A 17,072-nucleotide genomic window follows, 5' to 3' on the forward strand; every position below is an offset into this window, starting at 1 on the left:
ATGGAGCAGTGCCCAGATGTTAATTATTTAAAGATCCCACAATGAGCTCCCCGTTAGAATTTCGGGTCCGTCTGAGAGGATCGCCACCGTATGTTCAAAGAGCGCGGATAACGTGCCATCAAGCGTTGAGACGCTCCAACCGTCTTCCAGTATCTGGACATCGGGCAGCCCAACATTCACCATCGTTTCAATGGCGAGGACCATCCCCGGTCTCAGACGTAAACCGCGGCCAGCGACCCCCAGACACGGGATCTCTGGTGCTTCATGGAGATTCCGCCCGATACCGTGTCCAGCAAAATTCTGGAGGACAGAGAATCCTGCGGACTCTGCACCGCCTTGTAGTTTAGAAGATATGTCGCCGATACGGTTTCCGGGTTTCGCTTCAGCAATCGCGTCGTAGAGAGAACTGCGTGTCACGTTAAGCAACTGTGCGGCTGGCGGTGAGATGTCTCCAACAGGGAAGGTGTATGCGTTATCGCCGTGGTATCCTTCGATGTTGACGGCTGTATCAATCCCGATAATGTCGCCTTCCTGCAGCACTTCCTTTTCGTCTGGAATCCCGTGAATGACGATGTCGTTAAGGGAGGTACATATCGTGGCGGGATAAGGCGCGTGCTCGGGGAGCTGGTAGCCTAAGAAGGAAGATGTGGCGTTGACTTCGGCAATTGTATCCTGCGAGATGCGTTCCAAGTCGGCAGTCGATACACCGGGGGCGATTGCCGCTCCGATGCGCTTTAGCACCGTCGCTGCTGCCTTACCGCTCCGTTTCATCTTCTCAATTTCGAGCTTGTTTTTGATTCTAAGTTTGTCCATTAGACCTTCTGCCCAATTAAGGTGTGTGCTGTTGTGCTGTGAACGCGAACGTTGACGATATCTCCGATGTGGCTGTCCGCTTTGGGAAATACAGTCGTCTTGAAACCGTCGGTTTTTCCGTGGTATCTATCCGCGTCGCGCCGGGATTCGCCTTCTACGAGCACTGCAACGGTGTTCCCGACGACAGCAGTGTTGAGGTCCGTAGATATGTTTTCTTGGAGTTCAATGATCCGTTTGAGGCGTTCTCCCTTTACTGTTTCAGGTACATCATCGGGTAAGGCTTTGTGTGCGAGTGTCCCCTCACGTTCGGAATACTTGAACATGAACGCTGAATCGTATCGGATATCTGCCATCATCTGATACGTTTCCATGAACTCTTCATCGGTTTCACCACAGAAACCGACAATAATATCGGTTGTGAGGGCAATATCAGGGACGCGTTCACGGAGTTTTGAGACGAGTGTCCGGTATTCCTCTGCTGTATAGGTGCGGCGCATCCGCTGAAGGACTTCGGTTGAACCCGATTGTAGGGGGAGGTGCAGATGTTTACAAACGGCTGGTGAATTCGCCATAGCATCAATCATGCTGTCTGTTGCGTCTGCCGGGTGTGGCGAGGTAAATCGCACGCGTTCCAATCCGTTAACTTCGCCGACGGTGTAGAGGAGCTCCCCAAAATCGGCACCATTATCTCGATAGGAGTTGACGGTCTGCCCAAGAAGCACGACCTCTTTGAACCCCTGATCAACGAGCTTTTCGACATCTTCAACGAGGCGTTTTAGGGGGAGGCTGCGTTCTCTACCGCGAACGAACGGAACGATACAGAAGGTGCACATCTTATCGCAGCCCCGCTGAATCGTGAGCCATGCCCGAATCCCCTCTTTTCGGATCGGTGCGAGGTCGGCGTAATCCTCGTTTTTGTCCAATCGTAACCCAACAAAGGGATCGCGATCCGTCAAAGAGACATGCGATTCGACATCACGTGCCAAAGAATCCAAAGCCGTCGGCAGCTGCCGATACGCGTCCGGTCCCATGACGAGATCAACATAAGGGGCAGCCTCCAAGAGACGGTCTCGGAGGTGTTGCGCCATACACCCACAGACCCCAATAATGAGTTCTGGGTCGCGACGTTTCCGGTGGTTCAGATGCTTCAGCCGATTAATAACTTTCGTCTCGGCGTTTTCCCGTATCGCGCAGGTGTTGATGAGGACAACATCCGCATCGTCGAGGTGTGGGACCGTCTGGTGTCCACTTCGCGCTAAGATGCCTGCCATCAGTTCGCTGTCGCTGACGTTCATCTGGCACCCATAGGTTTCGATGTAAACGCGGCGGGCGTGTGTTGGGGTGGCACGAGAAGTACTTGCGTCTTGCGGGACCTGCGGTGGTGGATGCGGTGCATCTGCGATTTCGTTTTTATTGTAGAGTGGGAAAAGCCTATCGTTTTTCATAGATTTCCTTGGGACGGAGACGCTTGTCAATCCGATCTATATCGCGTAGTTATATGGATTTGCAAAATGCGCCGAGTTTCTATCCTTTTTATATCGAACGCGCCGCATTATATCGACTCACCCAATATAATCTTGATGATATTTCCAGACATCGACTGTAAAGAGATCGCCTATATAGGCGAGAACACGGTATTTTAGCGTGCGCGTCAGTCCGACGTTCACTTTGAACGGAACTGCCTGTGCGAAGAGGTACCCGAACGATGTGTCCTCCGCGAGAAACGTTGTTTCACCGTTTGTTGGATGCGGAAAGATAGCGACCCCTACAGAACTCTGTTCAGCAGCGGTGATGCCGGAGAGCGTTCCCCATACCGACCGATTCCCATTTACTTCCGATTCGCCGAGACGTCCGTTTGCATCAGCGGCTTTACGGTACTCCATCTCAACCGTCCGACATCCGAGTCCGATGTTACCCGCAAATTCAAGCGAAGCCGTAGGTGCGTACAACGCGATGGCGATGTCCAGCACTTGAACTTCAGTTTGCGGTGGATGGACATCCGTGGCGCACGTTTCTACGAGCAGCGGTTCCGACGCGTTCCATGTCGTGACAATTGTGAAATCTTCCGAGGCACCTTCGTTCGAGGGTTCTCTTTCACGGGTCAGTGTGTTCGGGTCGAGTTGCTCGCCGTTGACAGTTCCCAATGTGAAACAGATCCCTGGTGGATAGTGTCCTGACGTGTGTTCCCCCTCGGTGACTACCCGTCCATCCGGTGCATAGAGCGGATGAAAATAGGGAGGGTTTTCAGGGTCGCCGTAACAGTAAGTGAGTATCGGTGCGCCGTCTTTTGTAATGGATAATTCGTTTTTGTTAATTTCGTGTATCATATTCTTTTATGTTCTTTTATGAAATTATACCACGCGTTTTCAGATAATGCAAGTTTATAGTTGTCAGCAGTCGGGAATCGGAGTTCCCGCCTACAGGAGTGAGGTCGGTTTGTTATTTGGCTCTGAAATGGGGTATAATTTATGTAAGGAAAAACTACTTAATAAGGAGGCTTTCATATATGGTACCTATTATTGGAATTACATTTGGCGAAAATATTGAGGACAACCCTTCTAATAATTATATTAAAGCCGTTAAAGAGTTCGGAGGTATACCTCTCATACTCTACCCGGGTGTATCGGATTTTAAACTCGACGACATAGACGGACTCTTGCTAACAGGCGGTGGCGATATTCATCCAGACAACTTTGATGCCGAGTGGCACCCAACCCTATATAATGTTGACGAAGATCGCGATGCGCTGGAAATACCGCTCTGTCAAGAGGCAATCGCTGCCGACCTTCCCGTTTTTGGTATCTGCCGTGGTATTCAGGTGATGGGGGTCGCAATGGGGGGCAGTCTATACCAAGATATACCCTCGGAATTCCCAACAGAGGCATCCTGTCAATCAAAGGTGAACGATGTGGATTCTCGGCACACAATTGAGATTGTCGCGGGCAGTCGACTCAACCAAATCACGGGCAAACGCACAGACGAAGTCAATTCCGCCCATCATCAAGCAGTAAGGGAGAAGGGCGGCGGTTTTGAGGTAACAGCGTGGACAACGGAAGGGATTATTGAGGCGATGGAAAATAAATCACAGCGGTTTGTGCTGGGTGTACAATACCATCCGGAGCGGATGCTTGAAACCCCCGATTTTCGGGAACACCGACGTAAACTCTTTGAGGCGTTTATTGCGGCAGCGTCCGAATAGTTAAAAATTGGCGACTAAGGAGATGCGGTGGGTTAATCCGAGAACGCCGAACGGGATGAGTGCATAGTCGATTTGGAAGCGGAGGAACGTCAACCCAAAACCGCCTCTGAGTCCAGAAATCGCGCCTAAATCGTTACCGCCGATCTTGTATTTATAGCCGGTGCGGAGGTGTAAGACATTACCGATCGTATAGCCTGCCCCGACCCCGATGGCAATATCGTTGTCGGAGGGACGAATGATGTCTGTCGTGAGGAGGAGGGCGTCATACCAGAGCCTGTAAGCCACGCCTATTCTGAAGGTAAAAGGTAACCCGAACGCTTCCTCTATGAACTGCACTCGGGGTCCGACGTGCTGTGCGTTGAACCCCAGTGTGAGCGGTATCTCAGGAAAGTTATAGAGTCCACCGAGATCGAAAGCGATACCCGTTCCGCTTTCGTCAGCGATCTGCTCACGCAGGAATTTCGCATTTGCCCCGAAAGCGAGTGAACTGCCGAAACCGCGGGCATACGAGAGAATCAGTGCCAGATCATAAGGACGGAAAATCGTGGTTTCATTCCCATCCCGATCCCGTCCCTGCAATTCCCCGAAAGACAAGAAACTCGCGCTTGCGCCAAACGTGCCTGCACCTTGAAGTGGAAGTCCGAACCCGACGAATTCATGGTTAATATCAGCGAACCATTCGTTGTGCATGAGTGCGAGTTGCGGCTGTCGGAGTCTTGCGAGACCCGCGGGGTTCCAATACGAGGCGTAAAGGTCATCGGTCGCCGCGACTTGGGATTCCCCCATACTCATCGCCTCTGCGCCGACACCGATTTTGAGGAAGGTCATGGCGCGAGTGCCAGCGTTTTCGTGGATGTCGGTATTATTCGCCGCTCCTGGCATGCACACGAGGATGAGAGCTATGATAAGCGTGTATGTAAAGCATCGGTTCATAATTTGTTTCCATCTAATACCATTTCTAAGAGATTATATCGCATTGACAGATCGCCTCAAAGATTGCACAGGCTAACAGCCTATGCTACAAAGAGCTCGTTTATTGAAGCATTTTCAATCAGAAATGGTATAATTTTGTTACTGTGTTTCCGTTCTCTGATCAGAGACCCCTGAGGGAATTTCTTGCACTACAGGAATAATATAACTCCGAATTGATATACCGTCCAGTGTTTCCATCTCGATCCGAGACTCCGGGGCTTGCCGGTGATCAAACACGACATAGTAGCCTTCTGTTGCACCTTCTAACTTGAGATACGCTGCAAGCTGCTTTTTACCTGCTTGATAGCGACTCTCGCCTCTCCAAACCTTTGTTTCAACGATGTACTTTCGATGATTATGTGTGAGAATGAGGTCCATTCTGCCGCGTCCCGTTTGCACTTCAATGTGCATCATACCGCCAACTAACCTAACAAACTCATCGAGATAGGCGAGTAGAAGGTGTCGTCCGACCGACTCTTGCGGTGTGTCTGGTACTTGCAGAATTCTGAATCCCGCCCGCGCGATGAAATCCCGAAAATTGTTAAGTAAAGATGCCATTTCAATCTGCCCTGTCGGTGTAAGATACTCACGCCTCTCATCATTGGTGTCTTCAGGAAAATATTCCTGCTCCAATCCATTTACGGTTGGCTTGAACACTCTCATAATACGGTAGAGATAAATAGGGTTGAGAATCTCACACATACCGTCTGTTCCCTCTTTGATAACTCCATAAGTAGCGAGTTCGCTGATGATGTCAGCATCCAGATTGAAGTCCACACCTTCATCACGTGTCATAATTCGCATGAGCAGGCTTTCAAAGCGTCGGTCTTTGCGAATATTGGTTGTTAAATGCCCAATATTGGTATTCTGTCCGCGGAGGAGTTGGGTATGTGCGGTTGTAAAGTGTTCCATCGTAATCGTTTCGTTTTTTGGGATGTCTAATTCCTCCGTGAGAATTTGCGCAAATCGATTGACGAGGACAGGTTGTCCGGCGGTCTGCCTATGAATGGACGCAATAACCTCTGGTGCGAAAATCTGTCCAATCTCATTTGTATATTGTTCAAGGAGTTCTTGCACCTGTTCAAGCGTAAAGTTCGGCAAACGGAATTCATCTTGGATATTGAACGGAGAGACAGAGCGATCATAGTTGAGTTGGTTGATGCTTTTGACCCCGATGATACCGACACTGTGCGGGCAACGAGGCGCATCAGACAGATAAATGTGGCGGAGGGCATACAAAAAATCGCTTACAACCCTTTGCGGAATACCATCGAACTCGTCAATGATAATAACAACTCGCTGATTTTGAAGAAAGTTTGAGAGTTGCTGGAAAAACGTCATCATAGAGAAGTTATCGGTTATGTCCGTTTTCTCCAAAAATTGCGTGAGTGCTGCTGAAGGATTTTTTTCACGTTTCTGGAAAACGATTTCTATTTCCCTACGTATCATGTAGGAGAGCCGCTCGTAAAAAGTAGTTGACGCGATGTTGCGAACGATTTGAAAGTCCAACTGAATCGGGAAATAGGTTGCATCTTCAGTAGCGAGTGTTTCAAGTGCCCAGCGGAAAAAGGTCGTTTTGCCGGTTTGGCGCGGTGCGAAAAGAACAATGTATCGTCCCTGTTTGACACGGTCAATAAAATCAGCCATCTCTTCGGTGCGTGAGACGACATAGTGTTTATCTGGATACACGCGCCCCTGGGTTCCAAAACGTCTCATAACTCCCTCCTCGTTGAATTTAGTATATCACATCGCCGCGCAAAAATCAATCTTAGACGGAAATCTTCAAATCCAACGAGGGCAACCCCTCAACAATGTCTACCGTCTCTAAACTGACGATTCGGAAGCCGTGATCACTGACAATCATCTTGCGGATACCAGCGTTTTGGGACAGATTCCAAGGTTGAAAGCAATAACTGAGCAAGGTCGGAATTCCACTGATCCGATAAATATACCCCGTATTGTTGCCTTAATTTTAATGAAGCTGTGCTGTAGCTTATTTTAACAGGTTCATCAACAAGTATTACTTCTACCGGTTTCACCACAGATACTGATTCAGAGCCTGAAGGGGTCTCATCTATTTCCCAATGGTAGGTAAAAGGTGCAGCGTGTGTGTATGTGATAGTAGTGAGCAAAAAACCTACAATCAAAAGAAATATAACGTTTTTCATGTTTATCCTGAAAAATAATACATAAGGTGCAGTTCAGAAACCGCACCAACCAAACCGGGCGTTCCCAGCGCGTTAATCTTCTTGCTCTGGAATTGTAAACTCAAACAAGCCGTGCCGATACACAACCACGACCTGTCCTCCAATCTGCATATAGAGAATATATTTGTCAAAATGCAGGATACATCCATTCAAAACATGCCCTGTCCGTGTGACAAGGTTGACGTTAGATTTGTCTTGCTGCGCCTGCTGAAGAAGTTCGTCATCAACATGAAACCGTTCGTTTGGGTCCTCAAGCTGTTGAAGGTTCTGGGCTTTCACGGCTGGCCTGATTTTCACGTAGGGTTTCACATCCGGCATCTTCTCTTTCGGAAATGCAAATAAAATATGAAGTTTGGCTATCTGAATCCTTTCACGATCAGGATCAACGCCCCTGAGTAGATAAGACTTCGTTTTAATTTTCGATAGATCCTTTATGCCTGTATACGTAATAAAACGAACAGGTTGTTCGAAATATTCGCTGAAGAGCGGATTTGTCTCCCAATCGCTGCTCTGTTTCTTGGAGGCTTGTAGCAACGCTTCAAGTCGCGTAATTGTCTCAGAGGGATTTGCATGCATGTTCCTATTTTCCTTTGTGTTGTTCTTAACTGGATGACAACTTGAGTATACCGCTTGGGACACTTTAATTCGTTAAGTTCACGACAAGGCTCACGCCGGTCGCAAGGATATAAACGATGGTACTGACGAGATTCCAATTAATCTCAAATTTCTTCTTTACCTCTAAAACGTCGCCCGGATAGAGTAGAATCGGTTGCGCCTCATTTTCAACGACATCAAATGTGAATAGCACTTCCTGACGCGTTCCATCGCGGCGGTGAATGCGGATTTCCTCACGGTTCGCTGCTGCATCAAACCCGCCACTGAGCGCGATGGCTCGCGCGATTGTCAACGGTCCGCGAACCCGTTGGGCACCCGGTTCACGAACATAGCCGATCACATAGATAGGATCGACTTTGAAGACGTTCGGCACAAACAACACGTCACCGTCTGACAAAGAAGGAAGAGGGGCATCGTTCGGGGTGGATCTCCAGAACTGCTCGGCGAGGTTGAACTCGGACAGACTCCCGTTCTTCTCGACTCGGACAATGGCGGTTAGGTCTGCCTCTTCGGTGGTACCGCCTGCGCGGGCGAGTGCCTCTTTAAGGCTAATTTGTCCTCGAATAAAAAGTTTGCCGGGGGTCTGGACCTGTCCTTGGACTTCAACGACACTGAGGGGCATCACGAACACGAGATCGTTGACGCTGACGCGGATATCGCGGTAAGGGTGGGTCGGTGAGAGGTCGTAGATTTCGACCTTCTCTGGTATGTCGGTTCGGATTAATTGGACGACTTGGTGATCGGCATTCTCTGCCAGACCGCCCGCGAGTGTGATGGCACGGTATAAACCGATGTCGATTTCTGGGGAAATGGGGTAGCGTCCGGGAAGTTTGACTGCACCCCCGACGAAAACGCCGTTCTCTTGTAGCACCGGTGAGACCATGACGACGGGATTCCTGATAAGTCCCTCTGAGATGAGGAACTCGCGGATCTGTTGGTTGACCGTCTCGACTGTCTGTCCAGCAACGTCAAGATCGCCACTGAAGTAACTAATTCTGCCATCTTCGCGGACCTGTGCAGAGTGTGTATATTCAGGTTGTCCGACTACCGCAATCAGAAGGGTATCGCCTTTTTTGATACGGTAGACCTCGCTGAAGAGTGGAGTCGTCACGATGAGAAACAGTAAAATCGTGTGTGCTTGCAGGCCTCGGAACGTCCAATGGGATACATGCAAGCGTCGCAAAAAGTAGATCATAGCATTTTTTTCAGAAGTGCCTTGTTGTGGCTATCAGTTATCAGGAAGAGGGCTTGTTAGGTGTGTCAATCTGAGGTATCACTGTTGACAACGAAGGAAAGCTGCTCCTCTGTTGAATTAATCCGTTTGAAAGTACCAAACCTTCGGTTGGGTCGGCTCCGCCAATGCTCCCTGACGTAACTCCCGTTACGCCGACGATGTCCTCTTACATGCACCTTATTAGCCATGCGGCTGTGAGATTTGTGGGATTTTGCTTCTTTAAAGAGGTAGAGTTGATCGGCTTTCATGACAACCTGCCTGCGGATTTTAACGGTCTTGTAATGAATCGAAATAGGTGTTAAGGCACTCTCGTGCTTGTGGCAGTAGATTCGCCGGCACAAGCAGATCGCCCCATTCGGATTGCCAGATATTGCCTTTCACGCCACCATAATTAGGGGCTTCATGGCAGCGGAGGCGAGCAGGGATACCGTCCTCCTCCAAGACACTTTGGAGGATATTTCCCGCTAATTCATTCGGGACAGATTCAAGCGTATCCCAGTCCCCATATTCCGTAACCTCCATTTGTATGGGGTGTGGCACGAGCGTTACGTGACAATCCGAACACATCGATACTTCTAGCTTATATTCAGCATTGCATTGTGGACAGAACGGCATCGTTTTTCCTCCCGTGTGGATAGAGTGAGGTTGAAACCTGACCCTTAAAAGCGTATAAGGGTTTGTAAAGCGTGGTGCCTTGCCACGGTGCTATTTTTTGCAGAGGGTTGGGAACGGGGATACGTTATTGCCTTTAACTTAATTCTCTTATGATACCATACGCGCGAAAATTTGTCAAGAGAAAAAATTTTCAGAATTGCCAGAGACGGAGTGCGGTTTTTCCTAACACCCACTCCCGGTCTTCGGGTGTGAAGAAATCCATCTCATCACGCACGACCGATAAAGTCTCTGAATAACTGGCGCGTTTGAGACAGACGGGCCAATCTGTTCCCCACATCAGCCGTGAACCTCCGAATGCCTGATATACCTTCTTAACCTGTTCAAAGGTATCTGTCCACGGGTACCCTGTCTCCGATATTGACCATGTGTGGCTAATTTTGACGTAGACGCGAGGAAACCGTGCGAGGTTCAGCAGCAATTCAAGTTTGTCAGGGGCGTCCGGCGAGCAGTCTGCCATGTGGTCTATGACGACATCAAGGTCCGGGTGTTGTTCCAAAAGTGGCACGAGATCTGCCAATCTCTCCGCTCCTGTGAGAATCAGCATCGGGACCCCGAGGGTTTCCGCACGACGGAAGATCGGTGGCATCAACGGTCCCGCGAACCAGTCGCCCGCCTCACCGACAGAAGGACTGAGTCGCACCCCGTGGAAGCCATCCTCCTCCGTCCAACGGCTGAGGTGATCGGGGGCATCCGGATCTTCGGGATTGATTCGGCAGACACCCATGAATTTATCGGGATACCTTTTCATTGCATCTGCGGCATAACTGTTATCCCAGCGGTAATGGATGACTTGAACGAGAACGGTTTTCTCTACACCGTTCGCCGCCATCAATTCCAAGAGCATCTCTGCCGTTGCATCTTCTTCAGGTGGACTTGTCGTCTCTGGTGCCCATGGGAATTGGGGATCGTTTTTCCAAACATGAACATGTGGATCGATAATTCTCATATTATTTCTCCTTCGGTTTCATCAAGAACCCGAACGCGCCTAAGGGTAAACAGTAAAGTAGGATTAGAATGTGCAAACTGAATCCAGTAACAGTGGCGACCTCTATAGAGGTGCCGAAATGGTTTAGCAACCAGACGAAAGGGAATTCCGTTGTCCCGAAATTACCGACGGTTTGAATGGGTAACAGATTGAAAACGTTGGTAAATGCAAGCGCGAACAGCACTTCGGTCATCGGAATGTCAACACCCATCTCGGTGACCAGGTAACATTGGAACCCAAAACGGATTGCGAGACACAGGACAGAATATAGCCAAACCTCCAAGAACCGCCGATGTGATCGGAACCTCGTGAGTTCCTGAAGCACTGCCAAAACTTTATCGACTGTCCACGAAACCGATCGCTTTTCAAGTGCCAATAGAGGCCTCGCACACCGTTCTGCGAATCTCATACAGGCATGCGGTGCAGCGTAGACAAAAACCACTACAGCGACCAAGCCACCTCCCATCAGAAGCGGTATGAGATAGAGAACCGTGCCAGAAAACGTGTCTTGAAGCGCAGCGCGCAGGAGCCACGCCGTAGCGACCACCAGGCACATCAGCAGTACCAAATCTATCAGGCTTGCTACCAGCAGCGAAGCGACTCCCTGCGTTGCATCCACCTTCTGACGGCGTTGCATCAGATAGACATAAGACACATCGCCTGTCCGCATCGGGAGGATATTGCCCCAAAAGGTGTGCATCGCCAAGATTGGGAAGACCTGATGGACGCCACTCTCAAGATTGAGCAGTGCCCGGAAGCGGAGGGCTTTCGCTAAGACTAACACACAATAGCATCCGAACCCGATGCAGAGCGCTTTGATTGACAATCGGCTCAGGGTTTTGGGTATTTCTTGAATGTCGATCTCTTTTAAAAGGAAGTATGCTATAACGACTGCTAAGACCGTCGGTAAACCGATTTTGGTAACCCGTTGAATTTGCTTTTTGTCCAAAGGCGCGCTCGCTGTGTGTATTGTGAATGTTTTCTGTTTCAGGGATTCGTATCATAGTATATGTGAAGAATTTAATTGTCAAGAAGAAATGGCGATCTCGGGCTTACAAAACCACCACATAGAAAAAAGATTTGCTTTTTAGATGGATGTGTTTTACAATGCACACTATCTTAAACTTCATAGAAAAGCGGTATCTATTTCACCTCATGGAAAACCCTCAAAATCCTTCTAAAGCGTCTTCTCGGAAACAGTTCTATTTTCTGACGTTATCCCATACCGTCCTTGACTCCTATGCGACCCTCTTGTCCCATCTGCAACCTCGCCTACTGACAAAGTTAGCGACATCCGCTGCAACACGGAACAGTTTAGCCGGCAACTTCATCTTGATCTATAGCGTTTTTAGCTCGCTTGGACAGATACTCTTCGGATGGCTATCGGATCGGGTCCGGACGGTCCACTTCCTGACCTTTGGTGTCGGTTTGACCGCAATCGGTTTAAGCCTGCTGTGGGTCGCCCCGTCCTCTCGGATCGTCTATCTGTTATTAACGATTGGGGGCTTAGGTGTTGCGTCTTTCCATCCACAAGCGACGACTTATGCGGGTGCGCTTGCTGGAGATGGGAGAGGCATGGGGATCTCCATTTTTCTCACAGGCGGCAACATCGGTCGGGCACTCGGTCCGTTGGTGCTGATGTTCATTCCATACCGTTTCGGCTTGGAATACTTAGTTTGGGAAATGGTACCCGGCGTGCTTGTAGCCTTGTTAGTGCCGAAAGTGCTGAAATTCGAGAAGTCGCTGGATCTGACCGTCACGCCGCGCGGAAGGTTAGACGAGGAACCCCGACCGCAAGAATCCTTTTGGACTGTCGCAAGTCCACACCTGTTACCCCTCAGCGTGCTATTTATTATTGCGGCGTTCCGAACCGTCACTGCAGTTGGGTTGGAAAACTTCTTATCTATCTATCTGGATGACCAAAATTATTCAGACCAGGCGCGTTCGCTCGTGATTGCCCTTTTCATCTTCGCGGGTTCCATGGGAATCATGTCAAGTGGGTGGCTTATCACCCGAGTAAATACCTATCTCCTGCTCTTGGTCTCACTCCTCGGATCGCCACCGCTTCTCTATGCCTCACTACACACTGAGGGTCCGAGTTTCCTTGTGCTCCTCTTTTTAGGCAACGTGGTGCTCTCAAGTTCAATGACGGTTAACATCATCTTAGCACAAATGATCCTACGCGGGCATGAAAACATTGCATCGAGTTTTATGATGGGTGCGGCATGGGGTGTCGGTGGATTATTAAATAAAGTCGTCGGTATTTGGGCGGATCAATACGGTTTGCCTATCGTGCTCGATGGGTTAGTGATGATTCCGGTCGTCTTGGCACCGCTCCTGATTCTGCTACGCGATCAACCGAACTTGTCAAGACCGAACGTTTAGAGGTTGTCGGTTTTCAGTTATCAGATTCATCCAAATCCTTAAGTCGAATTGACGCTATCCTTAACGCTCCTGCACATCAAAAATTCCATAATAGACTCAGGAAGTGTGTGCTGATTAGATCACCGAGGAGGAGGGCGTAATCGAGTCGAAATTGGCGGACCTGGATGCCGATTCCACTTGTAATGCGGTCGTCCCGGTAACCGACACGGAGTGCCAACGGTTCGCTGATACGATATTCTATGCCGATATGCGATTGCCCGCCGTAACGCTGTTGCCACTGATAGGAAACAATCATCTCCCGGTTGAAAAGGTGATGGTTCGTATAGGCGACTCCCACGTTCCAATTCGCTGGAATCGATTCTTTCGGTGCCGACACAGTGTTCCACGTTAAAGTCGTTTTTGAGATGTCCTGAAGATTAAACCCAAAGGCGAGACTGCCGAAGTCCTCTAAATTGAAAAGCGCGTTGAAATCGGGCAAACGGACGAGGAATCCAGCATCAAAGCCGTATCCCCAACTCCCATAGTTATAGGCATCAAGTTCACCGCCGTCCAAGCGCTGCGTAATCAGTTTTGTGTTTACACCACACATAAACTCCGGTGGCAGTGAATCCCTTCCGAAATTATCCCACCACGACTGACTCACGACCCAACGCGTCGCAAGCGTCAAAATATAGGCGTTTTCACTGTCGTTTAGGTAGCCTGCTGGAATGAAATCGGATTCTCTGGGACGGTTTTTCGCGAGGTTTCGTCGTGCCTCTGGCGTGATATTGGGATCGAACGCTGGAATGAGTGGATAGATAGGAATATCGTCTACCCCGGCGCGAAGCCATGACAATCCGAGCTTGAGTCTTGATAGGACTTGTGTTGTGCCGCTGATATAGTTGAATGCACCCAATCCGGAACGCCGTGCGGCATGCATGAGACAGAATTGGTAATTATCGCGGATCCCTGCGATGCCAGCGGGGTTCCAATAGGTAGCGGTTACATCATCGGCGATGCTCACGTAGGCACCGCCCAATCCGAGGGCTCTGCCGCCGACACCATTTGTCAAAAAATCTCCAGTGTAGTTTTCGGCAGAGACAGGTAAAATAGCGATCCCTATCCATCCGATTAACACTACAACACAACGGATAATATCTGCGGTATTCAGTTTTCGTTGTCGCAATTTAATCAATTGATTTTGTTTTCCTTGGAACTACTATGCTTTGTGAACAGCGGATCCACGAAGTGTGCCTATGACCTTGCTACTCAATAGGATCTACAGGACGTTTATCACCGCTCACCCTGTTCAAATCGAATGCATTCCAATAATACTGATATTCCGTGGAAGTCCAATCCTTGTAAATTTCGTCCCATGCCATCCGATTGAAATGCGGTAAAAGTGAGCCGTCAGTGACAGGCTTGGAGTTTCCCTGATAGCGATAATCCACCGAGAGGCGTATCCGATCCGAAGTCTGATTCGGCATCCCCTTGTGGACGGCATGGCTGTGAAAGAAAAGGGCATCGCCAATTTCGTAATTACCGCCGACCCAGTAGAAGCCATCTGCTTCCAGAGGTGCTGTATCAATACCGAGTCCACCTGCGCCGAGTGCAGGTTTGACGGGATAAATACCCCCGCGATGTGAACCCGAGAGTACCGACAATCCTCCCAACACTTCTGGGCAGGGTCCAAGCGGTATCCAGCCGGTATAGGTTTCCTCTGTCCCTCGGATGTGGATGAAATCTTGGTGTGCAGGCGTCGTGTATTTTGTGTTCTCCGGGAACATAATTCTTCCAATATTCCGCGGATGTACGAGGGTTTTTTCACCGAAGAGTTTGTCGCACACGTCTATGATCGCCGGATGGTGCGCGAACGCGTGGAAGGATTCCAAGCTCTGGAACTCATCCAAAACGGGCCAATAGCCATCATCGCCTTCCATGAAGGGACCCCCGATGCGGATACCCTCCATCAGGGCATCTCCGCCTTTCGCCCAGCCGTGACGATGGCATATCTCCAAGAAATCTCGACGCAATTCGTAGATAGCATCGGCATCAATCAAGCCACGAAAAAAGAGGTAACCGTCCTGCTGTGCGCGTTCTCGAAGTTTTTCAGGGTGATCTAAGAGTTCATTTGAAACAAAAAAAGGTTTAATTCTTGCCATAACGTGCTCCTTGCTTACGAACGCCGTGGCGTTTTAATATCGGGCATGTTAAAGATATTATACCAACAAAAAGCAGAGGTGTCAATTGTGTTGTTAGTTATCGGTTATCAGTTTTTAGTTGTCAACGTTCAATGGCACTTACGATTACCTGTTTTCACACCTTTCGTTGCGAATTGTGTCGTTTTTCTTCAAGGAAAGATAAGGGGAACAGTCGGAATTCGGAGATCCTTCCTACACGGAGTCCACCGTAGCAATATTTTTGCCCGCAATTTCGGAAATGTGATACAATTCGGAAACACATATAGCAGAAAGCGAAAAGCAAACTGTGTAAGCGAAAGTATACCCATTGAGGAGGTACCTCATGCTCAGTATCAAACATCTCGAAGCGATTCCGTTGAACGTGCCGTTTTATCACGAACGGGTCAGCCGACACATGCACCGTGCCTTGACACACGGCGAGCGTGTCTACGTTTACCGCGTCGAACTCAGTAACGGCGTTATCGGATACGGTGAGAATCTATCAGATGAATCGGCGAACATTGAACAGGTGATCGGACAGAACGCGTTTGCATGTATGAACGATGATAGCATCGGGTTCGGCATCCAGATGTCGCTTTTCGATGCAGTCGGTAAATCCGTAGATGTGCCTGTCTATCAACTCATCGGACCGAAGGTTCGTGAGAGGTGTCCAATTTCGTGGTGGGACATCGATATGCCCCCGGAAGACTGGGTTGCGGAAGTCCAAGAATCGGTCAAACGGGGTTACACATCTGCGAAACTGAAAGCGCGTCCGTGGCGGGACATCTTCGCGCAGGTAGATGCTGTCGGGAACGCCGTGCCAGCAGACTATCGGCTTGATATCGATTTCAACGGGTTTCTGCGGACTGCGGATAACGCTATCCCCGTGTTGCAACGATTAGATGAACACCCGAACGTCGCTATATACGAGAGTCCTTACTATCTCGGCACCGACGTAGCGGGTGCCGCGAGGTTGCAAGCGGCTGTTCAGAAGCGGATCGTCGAACATTTCAATGAATCGTGTTTGCATGCGCGCTGTTGCGGTGGGTTCGTTGTCGGGGGTGGTGTGAACTCGCTCCTGCGGACGAATGCCCTCTGTGCGTCCTTTGTGCAGCCTTATTGGGTCCAGATGGTCGGCACGGGTATCACAACGGCGTATTCGGTGCATCTCGGTGCGGTATTATCGCAAGCGGAATTGCCGGCGATTACGTGTCACGAGTTGTGGGAGTCGGATCTGCTCGAAACGCGGCTCGCAGTGGTTGATGGGACGATTCAGGTGTCGGATGCACCGGGGTTGGGAATTACGGTGGATGAGGCGGCACTGTCAGCATATCGCGTCGATGCGGCTACACCGACACCGCAGCAACTTTTCCGTGAAAGTGAATATACCTGTCGGGTGCATATCCGGAACAGCAGCGGCGGCGAGACGGTTCACGATTTCCGTGAGGAGGCTGTCTATTATCCGGCATTCAGTGAGGGAGAGTATCCGGGGTTCGTGCCGGGGGTTTGGATGGAAGTGGTTTGATGCTTTATTGAATATTGTGTCTCATCCTTCAAAAACCTATCCAATTTTTATTTTATTAGGACTTACGCATACTGCTCTTTTGTAGCATAAACTTTTAGTGTGGGTTTCCACCAAAACGCTGTGTTTTCCGAAAAATCTCATCTCACAGAACAGACGACAGTCAAAAGTGCGTAAGTCCTGAAATAAACATATCGTCCCTACGGGACTGAAAGGGGGTGTATGCCGTTTTTCTATAAACATATCGTCCCTACGGGACTCAAGAGGGGCAGAACTCGTGAGAAACACATAAAAAAATGGCACTTC

17 protein-coding genes are annotated in these 17,072 nt (G+C 49.5%); 3 read left to right on the forward strand and 14 right to left on the reverse strand.

What is annotated here, in order from left to right; all coding sequences use genetic code 11:
• Nucleotides 1–27: 27 nt before the first annotated feature.
• The 3 genes from map to F4X88_12310 form a co-directional block, all read right to left on the reverse strand.
• Complete coding sequence (gene map, locus F4X88_12300; GenBank protein ID MYA57071.1) at nt 28–813, reverse strand: type I methionyl aminopeptidase; 786 nt, start codon at nt 811–813, stop codon at nt 28–30.
• Nucleotides 813–2,258: a tRNA (N6-isopentenyl adenosine(37)-C2)-methylthiotransferase MiaB gene (gene miaB / locus F4X88_12305; protein ID MYA57072.1), complete on the reverse strand. Its 1,446-nt coding sequence runs from the start codon at nt 2,256–2,258 to the stop codon at nt 813–815. The genes map and miaB overlap by 1 nt, the downstream gene beginning before the upstream one ends.
• Before the next feature lie 117 nt (nt 2,259–2,375).
• On the reverse strand, nt 2,376–3,140 hold the full coding sequence (locus F4X88_12310) for a hypothetical protein (GenBank protein ID MYA57073.1): 765 nt from the start codon (nt 3,138–3,140) through the stop codon (nt 2,376–2,378).
• A gap of 179 nt (nt 3,141–3,319) precedes the next feature.
• Here F4X88_12310 and F4X88_12315 point away from each other — a divergent pair, with 179 nt between their 5' ends.
• Nucleotides 3,320–4,012: a gamma-glutamyl-gamma-aminobutyrate hydrolase family protein gene (locus tag F4X88_12315; protein MYA57074.1), complete on the forward strand. Its 693-nt coding sequence runs from the start codon at nt 3,320–3,322 to the stop codon at nt 4,010–4,012.
• Here F4X88_12315 and F4X88_12320 read toward each other — a convergent pair whose 3' ends face one another.
• From F4X88_12320 to F4X88_12360, 9 genes are all read right to left on the reverse strand, one after another.
• Complete coding sequence (locus F4X88_12320) at nt 4,013–4,945, reverse strand: PorV/PorQ family protein (GenBank protein ID MYA57075.1); 933 nt, start codon at nt 4,943–4,945, stop codon at nt 4,013–4,015.
• A gap of 138 nt (nt 4,946–5,083) precedes the next feature.
• Complete coding sequence (locus F4X88_12325) at nt 5,084–6,700, reverse strand: hypothetical protein (GenBank protein ID MYA57076.1); 1,617 nt, start codon at nt 6,698–6,700, stop codon at nt 5,084–5,086.
• Nucleotides 6,701–6,834: 134 nt separating this feature from the next.
• Nucleotides 6,835–7,152 carry a hypothetical protein gene (locus F4X88_12330; protein ID MYA57077.1) on the reverse strand — a complete coding sequence of 106 codons (318 nt, stop codon included), beginning with the start codon at nt 7,150–7,152 and terminating at the stop codon, nt 6,835–6,837.
• A 72-nt stretch (nt 7,153–7,224) separates the two neighbouring features.
• Nucleotides 7,225–7,767, reverse strand: a complete 543-nt coding sequence (locus F4X88_12335) for a hypothetical protein (GenBank protein ID MYA57078.1) — start codon at nt 7,765–7,767, stop codon at nt 7,225–7,227.
• A gap of 64 nt (nt 7,768–7,831) precedes the next feature.
• Nucleotides 7,832–9,001 carry a hypothetical protein gene (locus tag F4X88_12340; protein ID MYA57079.1) on the reverse strand — a complete coding sequence of 390 codons (1,170 nt, stop codon included), beginning with the start codon at nt 8,999–9,001 and terminating at the stop codon, nt 7,832–7,834.
• 65 nt (nt 9,002–9,066) lie between these two features.
• The gene (locus F4X88_12345) at nt 9,067–9,288 is read right to left on the reverse strand and encodes a hypothetical protein (GenBank protein ID MYA57080.1); all 222 of its coding nucleotides are present in this window, start codon (nt 9,286–9,288) and stop codon (nt 9,067–9,069) included.
• 19 nt (nt 9,289–9,307) lie between these two features.
• Nucleotides 9,308–9,655, reverse strand: coding sequence for a hypothetical protein (locus tag F4X88_12350; GenBank protein ID MYA57081.1), 348 nt, complete (start codon nt 9,653–9,655; stop codon nt 9,308–9,310).
• 190 nt (nt 9,656–9,845) lie between these two features.
• Nucleotides 9,846–10,661, reverse strand: coding sequence for an amidohydrolase (locus F4X88_12355; protein ID MYA57082.1), 816 nt, complete (start codon nt 10,659–10,661; stop codon nt 9,846–9,848).
• 1 nt (nt 10,662) lies between these two features.
• A complete protein-coding gene (locus F4X88_12360) occupies nt 10,663–11,691 on the reverse strand; it encodes a flippase-like domain-containing protein (protein ID MYA57083.1) in 1,029 nt (342 codons plus the stop codon).
• A gap of 164 nt (nt 11,692–11,855) precedes the next feature.
• Here F4X88_12360 and F4X88_12365 point away from each other — a divergent pair, with 164 nt between their 5' ends.
• The gene (locus tag F4X88_12365) at nt 11,856–13,085 is read left to right on the forward strand and encodes an MFS transporter (GenBank protein MYA57084.1); all 1,230 of its coding nucleotides are present in this window, start codon (nt 11,856–11,858) and stop codon (nt 13,083–13,085) included.
• 76 nt (nt 13,086–13,161) lie between these two features.
• Here the strand turns inward: F4X88_12365 and F4X88_12370 are convergent, their stop codons facing one another.
• Both F4X88_12370 and F4X88_12375 read right to left on the reverse strand, forming a co-directional pair.
• Nucleotides 13,162–14,259 carry a hypothetical protein gene (locus F4X88_12370; GenBank protein ID MYA57085.1) on the reverse strand — a complete coding sequence of 366 codons (1,098 nt, stop codon included), beginning with the start codon at nt 14,257–14,259 and terminating at the stop codon, nt 13,162–13,164.
• A 70-nt stretch (nt 14,260–14,329) separates the two neighbouring features.
• The gene (locus F4X88_12375) at nt 14,330–15,226 is read right to left on the reverse strand and encodes a phytanoyl-CoA dioxygenase family protein (GenBank protein MYA57086.1); all 897 of its coding nucleotides are present in this window, start codon (nt 15,224–15,226) and stop codon (nt 14,330–14,332) included.
• A 361-nt stretch (nt 15,227–15,587) separates the two neighbouring features.
• Here F4X88_12375 and F4X88_12380 point away from each other — a divergent pair, with 361 nt between their 5' ends.
• The gene (locus tag F4X88_12380) at nt 15,588–16,769 is read left to right on the forward strand and encodes an enolase (GenBank protein ID MYA57087.1); all 1,182 of its coding nucleotides are present in this window, start codon (nt 15,588–15,590) and stop codon (nt 16,767–16,769) included.
• Nucleotides 16,770–17,072: the final 303 nt, after the last annotated feature.

The organism is Candidatus Poribacteria bacterium (genome assembly GCA_009839745.1).
Classification (GTDB): Bacteria; Poribacteria; WGA-4E; order WGA-4E; family WGA-3G; genus WGA-3G.